Origin of the sequence: Povalibacter sp., assembly GCF_036520495.1 — a bacterium.
In the GTDB taxonomy this organism is placed as follows: domain Bacteria; phylum Pseudomonadota; class Gammaproteobacteria; order Steroidobacterales; family Steroidobacteraceae; genus Steroidobacter.
In genome coordinates, this window is sequence record NZ_DATDJO010000004.1 from 24071 (window position 1) to 40453 (window position 16383).

At 62.7% G+C, this 16383-nt stretch carries 14 protein-coding genes; 12 read left to right on the top strand and 2 right to left on the bottom strand.

All coding sequences use genetic code 11. The features are described from left to right. The first annotated feature begins 19 nt into the window (after positions 1–19). The 9 genes from VIZ63_RS01025 (at position 20) to VIZ63_RS01065 (ending at position 9387) form a co-directional block, all read left to right on the top strand. Positions 20–1951: a hypothetical protein gene (locus tag VIZ63_RS01025; protein WP_331607613.1), complete on the top strand. Its 1932-nt coding sequence runs from the start codon at positions 20–22 to the stop codon at positions 1949–1951. Then, on the top strand, positions 1948–4773 hold the full coding sequence (locus VIZ63_RS01030; RefSeq protein WP_331607614.1) for a tetratricopeptide repeat protein: 2826 nt from the start codon (positions 1948–1950) through the stop codon (positions 4771–4773). Before VIZ63_RS01025 ends, VIZ63_RS01030 begins: the two co-directional genes overlap by 4 nt. Before the next feature lie 109 nt (positions 4774–4882). Then, a complete protein-coding gene (locus tag VIZ63_RS01035) occupies positions 4883–5506 on the top strand; it encodes a tetratricopeptide repeat protein (protein WP_331607615.1) in 624 nt (207 codons plus the stop codon). A gap of 23 nt (positions 5507–5529) precedes the next feature. Continuing rightward, on the top strand, positions 5530–5943 hold the full coding sequence (locus tag VIZ63_RS01040; protein ID WP_331607616.1) for a hypothetical protein: 414 nt from the start codon (positions 5530–5532) through the stop codon (positions 5941–5943). Between the two features lie 189 nt (positions 5944–6132). Continuing rightward, positions 6133–6828: a MotA/TolQ/ExbB proton channel family protein gene (locus VIZ63_RS01045; protein WP_331607617.1), complete on the top strand. Its 696-nt coding sequence runs from the start codon at positions 6133–6135 to the stop codon at positions 6826–6828. Positions 6829–6861: 33 nt separating this feature from the next. Further along, a complete protein-coding gene (locus VIZ63_RS01050) occupies positions 6862–7368 on the top strand; it encodes a biopolymer transporter ExbD (RefSeq protein ID WP_331607618.1) in 507 nt (168 codons plus the stop codon). After that, positions 7365–7907: a biopolymer transporter ExbD gene (locus tag VIZ63_RS01055; RefSeq protein WP_331607619.1), complete on the top strand. Its 543-nt coding sequence runs from the start codon at positions 7365–7367 to the stop codon at positions 7905–7907. The genes VIZ63_RS01050 and VIZ63_RS01055 overlap by 4 nt, the downstream gene beginning before the upstream one ends. A gap of 13 nt (positions 7908–7920) precedes the next feature. Next, positions 7921–8844 (top strand): AgmX/PglI C-terminal domain-containing protein, encoded by a 924-nt coding sequence (locus VIZ63_RS01060; RefSeq protein WP_331607620.1) that lies wholly within the window; start codon positions 7921–7923, stop codon positions 8842–8844. Between the two features lie 213 nt (positions 8845–9057). Beyond that, entirely contained in the window at positions 9058–9387 is a 330-nt protein-coding gene (locus VIZ63_RS01065) for a hypothetical protein (protein ID WP_331607621.1), read from the top strand. A 165-nt stretch (positions 9388–9552) separates the two neighbouring features. Here VIZ63_RS01065 and VIZ63_RS01070 read toward each other — a convergent pair whose 3' ends face one another. Further along, complete coding sequence (locus tag VIZ63_RS01070; RefSeq protein ID WP_331607622.1) at positions 9553–11349, bottom strand: monovalent cation:proton antiporter-2 (CPA2) family protein; 1797 nt, start codon at positions 11347–11349, stop codon at positions 9553–9555. Positions 11350–11533: 184 nt separating this feature from the next. Between VIZ63_RS01070 and VIZ63_RS01075 the strand changes: the two genes are divergently transcribed. Together VIZ63_RS01075 and VIZ63_RS01080 are read left to right on the top strand one after the other, a co-directional pair. Continuing rightward, a complete protein-coding gene (locus tag VIZ63_RS01075) occupies positions 11534–12100 on the top strand; it encodes a hypothetical protein (RefSeq protein ID WP_331607623.1) in 567 nt (188 codons plus the stop codon). Between the two features lie 172 nt (positions 12101–12272). Continuing rightward, positions 12273–14990, top strand: coding sequence for a phosphoenolpyruvate carboxylase (locus VIZ63_RS01080; protein ID WP_331607624.1), 2718 nt, complete (start codon positions 12273–12275; stop codon positions 14988–14990). Between the two features lie 33 nt (positions 14991–15023). On the opposite strand, the gene VIZ63_RS01085 is transcribed toward VIZ63_RS01080, so the two are convergent. Further along, positions 15024–15230 (bottom strand): hypothetical protein, encoded by a 207-nt coding sequence (locus tag VIZ63_RS01085; RefSeq protein ID WP_331607625.1) that lies wholly within the window; start codon positions 15228–15230, stop codon positions 15024–15026. A 587-nt stretch (positions 15231–15817) separates the two neighbouring features. On the opposite strand from VIZ63_RS01085, the gene VIZ63_RS01090 reads away from it, so the two are divergent. Continuing rightward, entirely contained in the window at positions 15818–16354 is a 537-nt protein-coding gene (locus VIZ63_RS01090; protein ID WP_331607626.1) for a MarR family winged helix-turn-helix transcriptional regulator, read from the top strand. Positions 16355–16383 lie beyond the last annotated feature (29 nt).

Here is a 16383-nt window from a genome sequence, read left to right on the forward strand (position 1 = left end):
CGAAAGCTCTCGCGCTGCAATGTTGAACGTCCCATTCATTCGCATCGCATCGGCAGCTCTGGCGCTCGTCGTGGTGACGGCGCAGCCGGCTGCTGCGCGCGACGCAGTTGCCGACGAGAAACCTCTGATCGGCACGCCCCAGGTCGTGAAGGATCTGCACTGGGGCGATGTGCTGTTCTATTTCTATCAGGGCGACTACATGCAGTCGCTCACGCGGCTCGGTGCATCGCAGGATTTCAATCGCATCGGCAATCACGGCGTGGAGGCCGAGTTGCTGAAGGGCGGGTTGTATCTGTCGCTCGGGCAGCACGAAGAAGCCGGGCGCATCTTTCAGGCGCTGCTCAACGACAACGTGCCGCTGGACGTGCGCAATCGTGCCTGGTTCTACCTCGCCAAGGTCTGGTACCAGCGCAACTATCTGCAGGAAGCGGAAAGAGCATTGAGTTCCATCCACGGCGCATTGCCCGGTGAACTCGAGCCGGAGCGTCACCTGCTGCATGCGCAGGTACTCATGTATCTCGACAGGTACGACGACGCGATCGTGTCGCTGGAGCGCTGGCAGCCGGTCGGTAATGGCTCGGATGCCTGGTCGGCCTATGCCCGTTTCAATATCGGTGTGGCGCTGGTGCGCAAGGACCGGCTGGACGATGCGGCGAAGCTGCTGGATCGCGTTGGCCAGATGGCGGCGCCGAGCGAAGAGCTGGCGGCGTTGCGCGACAAGGCGAACCTGGCACTCGGATTTGCCTGGCTGAAGGCAGAGCGGCCAATGGACGCGAAGCGCGTCCTGCAGCGTGTGCGCCTCGAAGGGCCTCAGTCGAACAAGGCGCTGCTGGGCGTCGGCTGGGCAGACTCGGCCGACCAGCAGTTTACGAAGGCGCTGGTGCCGTGGCTGGAGCTGCGCGATCGCAACATGCTCGACGCAGCCGTGCAGGAATCGTATCTCGCCATTCCCTATGCCTACGCGCAGCTCGAGGCCAACAAGCAGGCGGTGGAGCAGTACTCACTCGCCGTGACGGCATTCGGCGAGGAGGCGTCGCGCATCGATGAGTCGATTGCGGCGATCCGCAGCGGCCGGTTGCTCGAAGCCATCGCCGACAATGACAAAGCGGACAAGGCGGGATGGTTCTGGCAGTTGCAGGAACTCCCGGACGCGCCGGAAACGCGTTACCTGTATCACCTGCTGGCGTCCAACGAATTCCAGGAAGGTCTCAAGAACTACCGCGACCTGCGGCTCATGCAGCGCAACCTTGCGACCTGGCAGCTCAGCGTCGCAGCCTTCGGCGACATGGTCGATACCCGTCGCCAGGCGTTCGAGCAGCGCCTGCCGTCCCTGCAGAAGACGCTCGACACCGTTGATCTCGATGCCATGGATGCGCGACGCACCGAACTCGAGTCGCGCGTCGCGGCCATCGAGCGCGACGGCGACGCGCCCGGCTTTGCGACAGGTCGCGAACTCGAGCAATGGCGCAAGGTGCAGCAGATCGAGCGGATCCTCGCGCGCGCGGACGCCTCTGATCCGATGGTGCAGGAGATGCGCGAGAAAGTGCGCCTGCTGCGCGGCCGGCTGACGTGGGATTTTTCGTCCAGCTACAAGGCCCGCCTGTGGAAGGCGCGCAAGGAATTGCGCGAACTCGATGTCGCCTACAAGGAGGCGCGTCGCCGCTGGGTACTGATCGAGCGGGCCCGCGAGGAGTACCCGGCGCGCACCGAAGAATTCGCAAGGCGTGTCGCCGGATTGCAGCCACGCATCGACGGTCTCATGACCCGTCTGGCTTCGGTGGCCACATCGCAGAACCAGTACCTGGCAGCGATTGCAGTGCGTGAACTCGAGTCGCAGAAGGAGCGGCTGGCGGCGTATTCGCTGCAGGCACGCTTCGCGCTCGCTTCGATCTATGACCGGGCCGCGAGTGGGACGGGTGGTCCCGCCGGCAGCCAGGGAGGCGGGCAGTGAACACGCGCGCCATCCCCGTAAGAATTCTGATTGCGGCGACGCTTGCGATCGCGTCCGTCGGCATCTCTGTCGCCGTCGCCGCGGAGAAGAAGCCGAAGCCGACCGGCACGATCAAGGATCTCGAGAATCGCACGATCCAGATCGATCGCGATCCGCCGACCAACGTCCAGCCGCAGCAGGCCATCGAGCAATACAAACGCTTTCTGGAGCTGCAGTCCGACAACGAGCAGATGCGTTCGGAGGCGATGCGCCGCCTGGGCGATCTGCAGGTGGAAGTCGACGAGGCCGCACGAGCTGCGGGTGGCGCCGACTTTACGGGACTGGAGAACAAGGAAGCGATCAAGCTCTACGAATCCTTGCTTGCGAAGTATCCGAAGTACGAACGCAACGACGCTGTCATGTATCAGTTGTCGCGGGCGTACGAGTCGGAAGGCCAGCCCGAGAAATCGCTGGCGGTGCTCGACAAGCTCGTCACGCAGTATCCGGACAGCAAGTGGATCACCGAAGCGCAGTTCCGCCGCGGTGAAATCCTCTTCAGTGCCACTCGCTACAAGGATGCTGAAGGCGCTTACGCGGCTGTCGTGGCGGCTGGTCCGCAGAGCGGCTACTACGATCAGGGTCTGTACAAGCACGGCTGGTCGTTGCTCAAGCAGTCGCGCGGCGAGGAGAGCGTAGGCTCGTTCCTCAAGCTGATCGACCGCGTGATGATCGAAAATGGCAGGTTGCGCGATCGCGATGCGCTGGATCGTCCGTCCCGCGAACTGTCCGACGACGCCTTCCGCGCCGTTGCAATCACGTTCTACGATCTGGACGGTCCGGAGTCGCTGGATGCATTTCTCAAACAGCGCGGCGATCCCGTGTATGCGCACCTGCTGTACGAGAATCTCGGCAATCTCTATATAGAGAAGGAGCGCTACCAGGATGCGGCGCTCGCGTACGAAGCATTCGCGAAGCGTCGCCCGGACGATCGTTTCGCGCCGTCGCTGCAGATGCGCACCATCGAGGCGTATCAGAAGGGTGGCTTCGCATCGCTCGTCCTCGAAGGCAAGCAGTCCTTCGTCGAACGCTATGCCTTCGGTTCCGCCTTCTGGGCGAATCGGACCGTCCAGGACGCTCCGGAAGTTGCGGCGCAGTTGAAGGCCAACCAGAAGGATCTGGCCGAGTACTATCACGCGCAGGCGCAGAAATCGAAGAAGGTCGAGGACTATTCCATCGCCGCGCGTTGGTATCGCGCGATGCTGGACTCATTCCCGCAGGACGCGGAGGCGCCCGCAACGCGCTACCTGCTGGGCGAAGTGTTGTTCGAATCCGGGCGCTTCGCCGAGGCGGCGAAGGAATACGAACGCACCGCGTATGACTATCCTGCGCATCCGAAATCGGCGGCCGCAGGTTATGCAGCGCTGGTCGCCTACACGAAGCATGAAGCGACCATCAGCGGCGAGTCGAAGGCGCTGTGGCATCGCCAGGGTATCGAGAGTCAGGTCATGTTCGCGACGAGCTTCCCGGAGCATCCGGAATCCGCTCGCGTGCTGACCAAGGCCGACGAGGAATTGTTCGCCCTCAACGATTTCGATCGCGTGATCGAAGTGTCGCAGCAGATTCTCGAACGCAAGCCCGCCGTCGAGCCCAGGTACCAGCGCACGGCATCGACGTTGCTGGCGCACTCGTTGTTCGATCGCGGTCGCTTCCAGGAAGCGGAAATCGCCTATATCCGTGTGCAGGGCTTCCTGCCGGCGGGCGATCCGGATCGTCCGGCGATCGAAGAGCGCATCGCTGCTTCCGTTTACAAGCAGGCCGAAGCCAGGCAGGCCGCCGGCGACGCGGCGGGTGCGGTCGATGACTTCCTGCGCGTTGCGGTCCTGGCGCCGAACGCCAAGGTCAGTGCGAACGCGGAGTACGACGCCGCCAGCATCCTGCTGCGCGACAAGCAGTGGGATCGCGCCTCGAAGGTGCTCGAAGGCTTCCGTCGCAAGTACCCGAGTCACGAGTTGCAACCGGAAGTCACGCGTTCGCTTGCGGTGGCCTATCTCGAGACCGGTCGGGCGGGCGAATCCGCAGCGGAGTTCGAGCGCATCGCCGCGCGGGCCGAGGAACCTGCGGATGTGCGCCGCGAAGCGTTGTGGCAGGCGGCGACGCTGTATGAAAAGGACGGTTCGCTGCCGAATTCAGCGCGCGTCTATGCGAACTACGTGAAGCAATTCCCGGCGCCGCTCGATCCGGCACAGAACGCGCGCCAGCGCCTCGCCGACATGGCCAAAGCGCAGAACGATGTGCGTGGTCGTTCGCAATGGATCAACGAGATCATCGTCGCCGACAAGTCGGCGGGTAGCGCGCGCACCGATCGCAGCAAGTACCTGGCGGCGCAAGCCACGCTCGAAACTGCCGAGCCGCAGGTGGCGATGTACAACTCCATCAAGCTGCTGGTGCCGCTCGACAAGTCGCTCAAGGCCAAGCGCAGTGCCATGGAGCGGGTACTGACGACGTACGGCCAGGCGCTCGACTACGGTGTTGCGGAAGTGACCACGGCCGCAAACTACGGCATGGCGGAGCTGTATCGCACGCTGGCGTCCGACCTCATGACATCCGAGCGGCCCAAAGGCCTGGATGACGAATCGCGCGAGCAATACGACGTGCTGCTCGAAGAGCAGGCGTTCCCGTTCGAAGAGAAAGCGATCGAGCTGCATGAAACGAACGCCAGCCGCACGGGCGACGGTGTCTACGACGAGTGGGTGCAGCGCAGCTTCGATGTGCTCGCGAAACTCAAGCCGGCGCGCTATGCGAAGGCCGAGATCGGTGAAGAGTATGTACAGACGATTCGCTAGCGTGGGCCACGGTGCGCTTAGTGCGGCCTTGCTGCTGACGCTCGCCGCATGCGGGTCGTCGCCACAGAAAGAACCAGCAGCGCCAGCAGTTGCCGCGGCACTGCCTCCAGTGACAACAGCTGCGGTTGCCCCGGTCGCGAATGTAACTGCTCAACCCGTGGCGGCGAATGCAGCGAAGTCCAAATCCGCTCTTGCCGATGCGGCGACCGCCGCTGCTACGGTCGAAGCGCCAATTCCTCCCGAAGCGCAGCAACGGTTCGACAGTGCAGTCGCCGCAATGAGCGCCGGCAATCTTGCCGGAGCCGAACAGACTTTCCGCGCGCTCGGCGATCAGTATCCGGCGTATGCCGGACCGCTGCTGAATCTCGGAATTCTGCAGGCGAAGGCCGGCAAGTTCGAGGCAGCCGGGCAGACGCTGAATGCCGCCATCGAGCGCAACCCGGCCAGCGCGGCGGCGTTCAATCAGCTTGGCATCGTCTATCGCCGGCTCGGCCGCTTCAAGGATGCCGACGAGGCCTATCAGCGCGCGATTCAGGTCGACCCAGGATACGCGCTGGCATACCTGAATCTGGGCGTGCTGTGCGATCTGTATTTGCAGCAGCCGCAGCGCGCGCTCGATGCCTATCAGCGCTATCTGGAACTGGCGGCGAGCCCGGATGCCAAGGTGGCGAACTGGGTGACCGAACTGAAGACGCGGCTGGGCAACCAGCAACGCAGCGCGAGGGCGGGATGATGCAAACGCCAACGATGGCTTTGATGCTTGTTCTCGTTGCGACGAGCACCGCCTTCGCAGCGGAGCCCGCTGCGCAAGCCGAAGACAGGCCGCTCTCCGAGACCGCTGCGCCGCGTGCGGCTACCTCTGAGCAGAAGCCGGCTGCCAGCAGCGCCGCGCCGGCCACAGCGGGACGCCGCGGCGATCGGCTCGATCTCGATACGACGATCGTGACCGGCAATCGCGAGCTGCCGAAGGTGCTTTACATCGTGCCGTGGAAGAAAGCCGATATCGGCGATCTGCCAGCGCAGCCGTTCAACACGCTCCTCGATGAGGCATTGACGCCGGTGGATCGTGACGTTTTTCGTCGGGAAGTGACGTACTACGGTGCAATGTCGTCGGGCGCGGACAGTGCGAATCCCGCATCCGCTGCGCCTGCTGCGGGTCCTGAGAAGTAGGTCGCAGCGCACGTTTTGACCTAAGGCGATAAATCGCCACAGGCACGCTCGATCGCAGGTCGACAGTCGCATGCGCGCAATGCAGGGCGCATGACACTCGCGGACGGTACTGCAGTCAGGCAACAGGTTTTCATTTCATCGCGCATCGCCTCACGGCAGCGCGGCACGGCACAGCAGAGGAGTCGAGCAATGAGCTTCATGGATTACGTGGTGGCCTTCTTCAAGGAAGGCGGACCATTCCTGTACATGCTCGCCGCCATTTTCGTGGTCGGCGTGGCCATCGCGATCGAACGGTTCATCTACCTGACCAAGGAAACGGTGACCAATCGTCGCGTCTGGGCTCAGGTCGTGCCGCTGATCAATCAGGGTAATTTCCGCCAGGTGATCGCGATCACGCAGAAGTCGAATGCCGCGATCGCCACGGCCCTCAACTACGGCATTGCCCGCCTTGCCAGCGCGCGTCGTCGCGATGACGTCGAGAAGGCCATGGACGAAAGCCTGCTCGAGATCATCCCCAAGATCGAGAAGCGCACGCACTATCTCTCTGCGCTCGCCAATATCGGCATGCTCACCGGTCTGCTCGGTACGGTGATCGGCCTGATCGCGGCGTTCGCCTCGATCGCCACCGCGAATCCGGCGGAGAAGGCCAGCCTGCTCGCGGCCAGCATCTCGGTCGCCATGAACAACACCGCGTCCGGTCTGTTCGTCGCCATCACGCTGCTGCTCGCACACATGTTCCTCGAAGCCAAGACCACCAAGCTGATCGACAGTCTGGAGATCGCGAACGTCAAGTTCCTCAATTCCGTGGTCGAACGCCGTCAGGACTCCGACGCCGATGACGCGCCGGCGCCCGCACCGCGTGGCCGTGCCTCGGCGCACGGCTAAGAGTCGCAAGCTCAACACGCTACGGAGACGGCCATGGCGCAGTCGAAAGTCGCGGGACGCGTGCGGCGCAACCACGCGCGTTATCGCGGACGACATGACATCAATGTCGTGCCGATGATCGACATGATGATCATCCTGGTGTTCTTCCTGATCTTCACCGCGGTGTTCACCAAGACGAATGTCCTGGAACTCAATCTGCCGGGCGCCGACAGTGCCGTGCCGGATCTGCCGAAGGGATTGAACCTGGAAGTCATCGTGCGCAAGGAGATCATCGAGGTTGCCGATCGTGGCACCGGCGTGCTGCGCACCGTGCCGCGGGCCGGTGATCACCATGACCTGAAGGGGCTCTCGGAATACCTGATGATGGTGAAGTCCAAGTATCCCGACACACTGAATGCAACGATCCTGCTGGAGCAGGACATCGAATACGACACGCTGGTGCAGGTGATGGACACGGTGCGCGTCTTCCAGGTGCCGGGCTCGCAGTGGGATCTGGCGGAGCTGTTCCCTGACGTTTCCGTGGGGGACGCGCCGACATGACTCCGTATCGCATCAAACGCCACCGCAAGCGTGGCCACAGCGGCAGCGCCGACGGCGGGGGGCACATGACCCTCGTGCCGTTCATCGACATGCTGATGATCCTGGTGGTCTTCCTGCTGGTGCACACCTCCGACGTCGACGTGCTGCCGAACTCGAAGAACATTTCGATCCCCGAATCGATTTCCGACAAGAAGCCGGACCCGAGTGTCGTGGTCATGATCACGAAGGACGATCTGCTGGTCGACGGCAGACTCGTCGCCAAGGTCGCCGACGTGATCGCGGCCAAGGACCCGGTGATTGCACCGTTGAAGCAGGCGCTGATGTCGGTCGCCGACTCGGTACTCGCCGATGCGGCGAAGCAGGATATCGCCGACCGCCAGGTGACGATCCTCGGCGATCGACACACGCCTTATGCAGTGCTGCGCAAGGTGATGGCGACCTGCACCGATGCCGACTACGGCAAGGTGTCGCTCGCCGTGGTGGAGCGGGAGTTCAACACGGGCCGCACGGCGTCGCTGACCGCGGCGAGCCGCAATTGATGGGGCGCAGCACATGAGCACGGCCATTGCCCCGTATTACCGTCTGTATGAGTTGCCCTGGTCGCCGACCGAGGCCGTCGAGAAACGCTTTCGCAACATTCTGCGCAATGCGTTCATCCTCGTCGGACTGCTGGCGCTGCTGATCACCTTCCTGCCGATGCCCGAGAAGACGCTGGTGAAGGCGCCGGAGATTCCGGATCGCATCGTCAAGCTGGTGATCGAGAAAAAAATTCCGCCGCCTCCGCCGCCACCTCCCAAGGTCGAGCCGAAGGAAACACCCAAGCCGATCGAAAAGATCGAGCCGAAGCCGCAGCCGCCGAAGCCGGATGCGCGCGAGAAGGCGCAGAACTCGGGCCTGCTGAAGCTGCAGGATCAGCTCGCGGATCTGCGCGACAACTCGGTGCTCGACAAGGCGGCGATGACCAGGAACCTGTCCGGCAAGGTCGGTGAAACGACCAGCTCGGAACGCTCCCTCATCACGTCGAAGATCGGTTCGAACAGCGGCGGAATCAATACGTCAGCGCTGAGCCGCGGTTACGGCAGTGGTGCAGGTTCGTTGACCGGTCATACGACGACGCAGGTGACGTCGTCGACGCTGGCGGCGCAGGCCGACGACGGAGTGAAGCGTGGCAGCGGCAGCACCAAGGCCGCCCGCAGTCGCGAAGAAATCGAACTGGTCTTCGATCGCAACAAGGGTGCGATCTATGCGCTCTACAGTCGTGCGCTGCGCGACAAACCGGATCTGAAAGGCAAGGTGGTGCTCGAACTCACGATTGCGTCGAGCGGCGAGATCACGCAGTGCCGCGTCGTGTCGAGCGAACTGGCTGATCCTGATCTGGAGCGCAAGCTGGTCGCGCGCGTGAAGTCGTTCCGCTTCGAAGCCCGCGACGTCGAGACGATCACGACGACCAAACCGATCGACTTCTTCCCGGCATAGCCGGGGAAGGGCTCTGGGTACTGGGCTCTGGGCTGCTGGCCGGAGCCCGGATCACGCTGGAGCGATATGCCAGATCGAGCGACCTGTCATATTCCGGTCGCCTTTTCTGGCCAGCGGCTCTCTTGCACCGCCTGTCGCAGTTACGGGACCGTCCGCCGTCCTGTCTTGCGCTTGTTCGCGGCCTCAGCAGATGATCCGGCAAAGCGAGGTCCCATGAACATCGACTCGGAAGTTCGCCATTTCGTCGACCTGTCAGCCAACGACAAGGCGCGATTCCTGTCGCGGTTCATGTACGAGCTCACGCTCGAAGCGCGCAATTATTACGGACCCGGCGGCAGCCAGGACATCGACGCCAACAAGCTGCGTTTCATCAACGAGATCCAGCACCGGCTGACGCGTTTCCTCGAACAGATCCTGATCGACGACCCGGCTCGTTCGACTGACGAGTCCATGCTGCGGCTACTGCTGGCCCCGCGCAGCGAGAAGACCATCGAATCACTGGTTCTCGGTGCCTATACGCGGACTATTCAGGCGTTGGGATAAAGAAGAGCCCAGCGGTACACAAAGGAGCACATGGCGGAACACAAAAGAGCACAGAGGGAGTCATTCGATGGAGATGGATTTTCTCCGCTGCCCGGCCACTTCATTTTTGTGATCGTTTGTGTTCTTCGTATGTGCTCCTTTGTGTACTGTCTTTTCCCTCCAGCGTTACTCCACTCTTTGGACGCGCGGCGTATCGTCCGCCGTGTCCTGCTCGAACAGCTGCTCCAGTTCGCGAGCGGCCTGTTGCGCCGACTGGATCAGCTTCTGTTCGTCGTCGTGTGCCTCGCGCTGCTGCTGAAGCGTGTGCTGATCGTGTTCGTCGAAACGACGGATGCTTTCGAGCGCGTCGGTGCGTGACATGCCCAGGGTCTCGAGCGCGTGTTGCGCCATGTCCAGACTGGACAGATAAGTTTCGCGGATGACGTAGCGGACCCCCAGGTCCATCAGCCGGATGGCGTGCTGGCGGTTGCGGGCACGGGCCAGCAGCTTCAGGTGCGGGAAGTGTTTGCCGACGATCTCCGCCGTGCGCACCGACAGGTCGATATCGTCCATCGCGAGAATGAAGACTTCCGCGCGGCTCGCGCCGGCGGCTTCGAGAACCTCGCGACGGGACGCATCGCCGTAGTAAACCTTGTTGCCGAAGCGGCGCACGAAATCGACCTGGGCGACGTCCGATTCGAGCGCCGTGAAGCGGATGCGGCGCATGCGCAGTATGCGGCCGATGATCTGCCCGAAGCGACCGAAGCCGGCGATGATGACGCGACTGTCGTTGCTCTCGATACGGTCGAAGCTACGTGTCGGCGCGGTGGACGCGAAGGTCGATTCGAGCGGCTTCTGCAGCATCATGAGCAGCGGACTGGCGACCATCGAAATCGTGACCACGATCACCAGCGTGTCGGCGAGCGCCTGATCGACGATGCCGTTGCTGACCGCAAGCGCGAACAGCACGAAGCCGAATTCACCGGCCTGCGCCAGCGAGAACGCCATGCCTCGCGCACTTTCGCTGTGGTAACCGGCCATGCGCGCGACAAGCCAGATTACCGCGAACTTGACGGCAATCAGCATCAGCACCAGCACGCCGATGCGCAACGGGTGATCTAACAGTGCGCCGAGATTTGCGGTCATGCCGACCGATACGAAGAACAATCCCAGCAGCAGTCCCTTGAAGGGCTCGATGTCAGCCTCCAGTTCGTGGCGGTACTCACTTTCTGCCAGCAGCACACCGGCGACGAATGAGCCGAGCGCCATCGACATACCGACCATGTCGAACAGCAGGCCGGTGCCAATGACCACGAGCAGCGCCGCCGCGGTGAACACTTCCTTGACGCGCGTCTCGGCGACCGTGCGCAGTAGCGGTCGCAGGACATGGCGACCGCCGAAGATGAGCAGCAAGAGGACGGCGATGGCCTTGCCGGCGCCCGCGAGCGTGCTGACCAGCGATTGCTCGGCACGGTGATGCGCCAGCAGCGGCAGCAATGCCAGCATGGGCATCACCGCAATATCCTGAAACAGCAGAATGCCGAACGCAGCGCGCCCGTGCTGTGTATTGAGCTGGTGTCGTTCGGCGAGTAACTGCAGCACCAGTGGCGTCGACGACAGGGACAGGGCAAATCCGATGACGATGGCGGCGTCGATGCTCAGGCCGAAGCACCAGCCGACGGCAGCGAACACCAGGGAAGTCACGGCGACCTGTGTGAGGCCGAGTCCGAGGACGACCTTGCGCATTGCCCGCAATCGCGACGGTTGCAGCTCGAGGCCAATCACGAACAGCAGCATCACGACGCCGAATTCTGCGATGTGCAGTACACCCTCGCCATCCTCGATGAGTCGCAATCCCCACGGGCCGAGCACCATGCCGGCCAGCAGATACGCGAGTACCGATCCCAATCCCAGCTTGCGGGCCAACGGCACGGCAAGAACGGTGGCTGCAAGGAAGATGGCCGCATACGCAAGCAGTGTCATGTAAGTGTGACCTCAGTCGCGATTGCCGACGCGTTCGGCTGGGGGTTCATCGGGTACAGGCATCGTAACAAGCGCAATGCGCGGGCGGATGCGCGGCCAATCAGGGCCAGCCTCATGGTTGCCTTTCTGGCCGATGCCGATGATGCCTCACAAGTTGGCAGCGGCGCTGCCCGTGGAAATTTCGATGCATCCTTCGACCGACACCCTCCCGCAACTCACGCTCGATGCGCGCAACCGAATTGCGTCGGTGAATCGTGCATGGGTGGATGCCACGCGATGCGATGGTCTGCGCGATCAGAGCCTGGAGGTGATCGATCGTACGCTCGCCGATTTCGTCAAGGGGGTGCAGGTGCGCCAGCTCTGGGAGATCCTGTTGGAGCGCGTCCGGGCGGTTGGTGCTCCCATCTTCGTCCCCATGCGTGCGGATACTCCCGGTCAGCGCCGGGTCTGGGATGTCGAAGTGCATCCGCTACCTGAGCGCGGCGTGCAACTCGTCGCGCATTGTGTCTGGAAGGAGGAGCGTCCGGCGCTCGCGCTGCTCGATCCGGCCGTGCCGCGCGGTGAGGAATCACTGCCGCACTGTGCATGGTGCAATCGGATCCAGATCCGCATCGGCGCCTGGGAGGAAGTCGAGGACGCGCAAATGACACTGCGTCTCGATGCCGCCGAATCGCTGCCGGCCCTGAAACAGGCTGTCTGCGACCGCTGCAAGCAGTCCTTGCTGAAGACGTTCCCGGCGAGGCTGGCATAGGAGGCTGCGAAGCGGCCGGCCAACGGGTCTGCTGGCCAACCCTTCAGCGGACCAGAGAGCGAACCATCGGCAGCCGGGCAGGGCACTGCTAGACTGCGCGCCCTTATGAATCGACTCCTCTCCGCTTCCGGCCAGTTCGCCAGCTAGCCAATTGGCCAGTCGACCCATCCCGATGCCCCGTCACGACCTTACTTTTCCCGCCAAAGACGCCGATCTGCGCGAAGACGTGCACAGGCTCGGTGCGCTCGTCGGCGATGTCATTCGGGAGCAGGGCGGCGAGGAACTGTTTCAGGCAGTGGAACGGGCGCGGCAGGCAGCCATTGCGCAACGCGAAGGCGATGCCGCGGGCGCTGTGCAGCTGCTCGTCTGCACACGCGACGTCGCCCCCTCGCTGTCGCGCGATCTCGTCCGTGCATTCTCGACCTGGTTTGACGTCGTGAACATGGCCGAGAAGGTGCATCGCATTCGCCGTCGTCGCCAGTACATGAACGAGGGTAAGTCGCAGCCCGGCGGTATCGAAGACGCGCTGTTCGCGCTCAAGGACAAAGGTCTCGATCTCGCCGACATTCGCCTCCTGATGCTCGAGCTGTGGATCGAGCCTGTGTTGACCGCCCATCCCACCGAATCCACGCGCCGCACGATTCTGCGCAAGCAGCAGAAAATCGCGCAGTTGTTGCTGAGCCGTATCGGACTGGCGGCCGCCGATGTGGAAACACATCGCATCTGGGATCGCATCCGCACGGAGATCACTTCGGGCTGGCAGACGGCCGACAACTCGCGCGAGCGCCTCACGGTCGCGGATGAACGCGAGCATGTGCTGTTCTTCCTGGTCGAGATCCTGTTCCAGATCGTGCCGGTCTTCTATGAAGAGATCTCCGCGGCGCTGGTCAAGGTATATGGGCCTGAAGCGAAAGGCTTCGAGCTGCCCGAGATCCTGCGCTTCGGTTCCTGGGTCGGCGGCGACATGGATGGCAATCCTGACATCCATGCCAAAACCATTCGCGAGACCATCGCGCGCCATCAGCAGCTCATCGTCAACAGCTACTTTCTGGAATGTCAGGGCATGGCGGAGTCACTGTCGCAAAGCGCGACCCGCACCGGCATTTCACCCGAGCTGCATGCGCGCATCGATCAGTATCAGACGCTGTTGTCGGCATCGCATTCGCTGTCGCCGGCCCGGCACGATCGCATGCCGTACCGGGTATTTCTCGGCCAGGTCATGGAGCGTCTGCGGGCGACTTACGACGGACGGCAGGCTCAATACGAATCGGTCAGTCACTTCCTCGCCGACCTGAATCTCATTCACGACAGCCTGATGGCGAACAAGGGTGAGCACGCCGGCGCATTCGCGGTCAGCCGTCTCATCCGGCGGGTCAGGACGTTCGGCTTTCATCTGGCGACGCTCGACATACGGCAGAGCTCGAGTGTGCACCGCGCCGTCGTCGGTCAGGGGCTGGGGGACGCCAACTGGCACAAGCGAAGTATCGACGATCGCATCGCGCGCCTGCGTGTCGCGCTGGAGCGCGATGAAAGCCCAAGTGCGCTGCTCGATGCGACCGGGAAGCGCAGTCTGTGGGTGTTCGAAGCACTGGCCCATTGCCGGCACCGCAACGGCCCGGACGCCATCGGTCCTTACGTTGTCAGCAGCACGCGCGGCGTGGACGATGTGCTGTCGGTGCTGCTGCTGGCGCGCTGGGCGGATACCGCTGATCGTCGTTCCGGTGACGTGCCGGTGGATGTCGCGCCGCTGTTCGAATCGGCGGAGGCATTGTCACGTTGCGGCGATCTCATGCGCGAGCTGCTGAACGAACCGCTGTACCGCCGGCACCTGGTGGGCCGGGGTAATCATCAGTACGTGATGATCGGCTACTCCGCCAGCAACAAGGACGCCGGTGTCGCCATGTCGCGCTGGCTGGTGCTCAAGGCCCAGGAAGCGGCAGTCGCAGCGGCCGCGGCTGCGGGTATCGATCTCACGCTGGTTCATGGCCAGGGCGGCAGCTTCGGCCGGGGCGGCGGTCGCGCTGAAATTCTGGTGCGTAGCGCACCGAAAGGCGGCAATCGGGCGCGACTGCGCATGACCGAAGCCGGTGAACTGATTCACGAAAAATACGGGCTGCGCCCCATCGCCCTGCGCGTTTTCGAACAAGCCTTCCACGCGCTGGCGCTGTCCGCCGGCAATGCCATGCCGCGGCAGGAGGCCGATCCGCGATGGATCGCTGCGATGGAGCGGGTCGCTGCCGAGAGCGAGCGTGCCTACCGCGCGATGATCGTGGACGACGCCGAGTTCTACGATTTCTTTCGTCAACTCGCCCCTGTCGACGTCATCGAGCGCATGCAGATCGGTTCGCGCCCGACGATGCGCAGTGAACGGGCGGCCGGTGTCGCCGCATTGCGTTCGATTCCGTGGGCGTATGCCTGGTCGCAGTGCCGCTACATGGTGCCGGGGTGGTTCGGCATGGGCAGCGCACTCGCGGCAGCGGGGCGGGAACTCGGTGATGATTTCCTGCGCGACATGGATCGACGCTGGTTCTTTTTCCGCAATCTCATGGACGACGTCGAGCTCGCGCTGGGGCGGGCGGATCTGCGCATCGCGGCTTTCTACGACGACCTGGTGGATCCGCGCTATGCGCGTTTCATTGCCATGATCCGTGCCGAGTTCGACCTGACGCGGCGGCGCGTGATGGAATTGCGCGGTCTCACGACGTTGCTGCAGGAGGAGCCGACGATTCAACGCTCCATCCGGTTACGCAGTCCGTACATCGATCCGATGCACCTGCTGCAGGTCGATCTGCTGCGGCGATGGCGCGCTGGCGGCCGCGAAGACAAGGAGATGCTGGCGGCGTTGCTGTCGTCCATCACGGGGATCAGCCAGGGATTGCAGGGCGCCTGAGCCGATCGGTGCGCAGGTCGTGCGCGGAGCCGCTCATCCTGCTTCCAGTTTCTGCAAATGCGGCAGCAACCAGGCCACGATCGTGTCGAGACTGGACTGACGGTTTTCACCCACGAGATCCGGGCGTTCCTGCAGCAGGCGGTAAGCGAATGCCACTACGTCGGTCGCATCGCGACGGCGTGATTCAGGCAATTGCAGCCACTGCTCCAGTACGCGTTTTTTTTCGTCGAGCTGTGACATGGCCCCTCCCGCAGCTCAGATCCGATTTGCGCGCAAAAAATATCAGCGTCACAGGCGTTGTGCACCCGGTTTTTCTTCCGTTGTTTCTACAACGTAACTCGTATTCCTGCCCCCTCATGCAGGCGTCGTGCTGGTCCATTCCAATCAAGCAGATAGCGATATTTCACGGCGGCCGAACTCCATCAGGCTGATGGGGTTGCGCAGGACTGATTGCCTCGCCGACGCCTCATGCCGCCGATCGTGCGCAGACCATCGAGCGAGTGGATTGAAACGGCAGTGACCTCAGGCGTCCGTGAACCGCGCGACGACCGTGGTAAATACGGATCTGGTATTGCTTGTCACTTGGAGTTTCATACGATTCATTGCTTCACGTTCAGCGCGCGACCGCGACTCAGTCTGTGTTCTCGGTGTTGCTGATTCATCGGCGAACGCAGGTCGCATTGATCGTGAACATGCACACGGATGGGTGCTTTTCCCTGAATTGCATCGATGTGACTACCCATTCTTCGTTGCAATGCGGCAGAATGCGCGCCCCCGAACTTGCCATTTCCGTGAGAGCTTTGAAAAAGCAAACCAAGAAACGAGTAGTGAAGCCAGCTTCGACACGCGCCGCGTGCCCGTGGCTGAGCTTGTCCCGTAACGGTGCAAACCTGCATACGGAAGATTTCCTGACGTTCCGGCTGACCCGCCTGTCGAACGCTCTGCGTAACAACATGACCAAGCCATATCTGGAGGAGTTTGATCTCAGCCTCCCGGAGTGGCGTTTGCTGGCGCTGGTTACGCGCTTTTCGCCGCTGCGATTCTCTGAATTGACCAGCCGCAGCAGTATGGACAAGGGCCAGGTGAGCCGCACTCTGCGTGTGATGACGAAGCGCGGTCTGACCAAGACCAAGATCATTGCTCAGCGCGGTTCGCGTTCGGCCGAAGCATTGGCTGCGCCAGTCAGTGTTTCCATCACGCCGAAGGGCAAGGCCCTCTACAAGTCGGTCCTGCCAGTGGCACAGCGTCATCAGGCGCAGATGCTGCAGACGCTGAACGAGTCGGAGCGAGTGGCGCTCTTCTCGACGCTCGACAAACTCTTCGCCGTCATCGGCGATTCGGACGCCGGCCAGGGCGACGTCTAAGCAGCACCGAGATAGAGGCAGGTACGCAA

Bases quoted from the DNA above. Each gene is read 5' to 3' on its own strand.
- VIZ63_RS01025 (WP_331607613.1), top strand. From the start codon at position 20: ATGTTGAACGTCCCATTCATTCGCATCGCATCGGCAGCTCTGGCGCTC.
- VIZ63_RS01040 (WP_331607616.1), top strand. From the start codon at position 5,530: ATGCTTGTTCTCGTTGCGACGAGCACCGCCTTCGCAGCGGAGCCCGCT.
- VIZ63_RS01045 (WP_331607617.1), top strand. From the start codon at position 6,133: ATGAGCTTCATGGATTACGTGGTGGCCTTCTTCAAGGAAGGCGGACCA.
- VIZ63_RS01050 (WP_331607618.1), top strand. From the start codon at position 6,862: ATGGCGCAGTCGAAAGTCGCGGGACGCGTGCGGCGCAACCACGCGCGT.
- VIZ63_RS01055 (WP_331607619.1), top strand. From the start codon at position 7,365: ATGACTCCGTATCGCATCAAACGCCACCGCAAGCGTGGCCACAGCGGC.
- VIZ63_RS01060 (WP_331607620.1), top strand. From the start codon at position 7,921: ATGAGCACGGCCATTGCCCCGTATTACCGTCTGTATGAGTTGCCCTGG.
- VIZ63_RS01065 (WP_331607621.1), top strand. From the start codon at position 9,058: ATGAACATCGACTCGGAAGTTCGCCATTTCGTCGACCTGTCAGCCAAC.
- VIZ63_RS01070 (WP_331607622.1), bottom strand. From the start codon at position 11,349: ATGACACTGCTTGCGTATGCGGCCATCTTCCTTGCAGCCACCGTTCTT.
- VIZ63_RS01075 (WP_331607623.1), top strand. From the start codon at position 11,534: ATGCATCCTTCGACCGACACCCTCCCGCAACTCACGCTCGATGCGCGC.
- VIZ63_RS01080 (WP_331607624.1), top strand. From the start codon at position 12,273: ATGCCCCGTCACGACCTTACTTTTCCCGCCAAAGACGCCGATCTGCGC.
- VIZ63_RS01085 (WP_331607625.1), bottom strand. From the start codon at position 15,230: ATGTCACAGCTCGACGAAAAAAAACGCGTACTGGAGCAGTGGCTGCAA.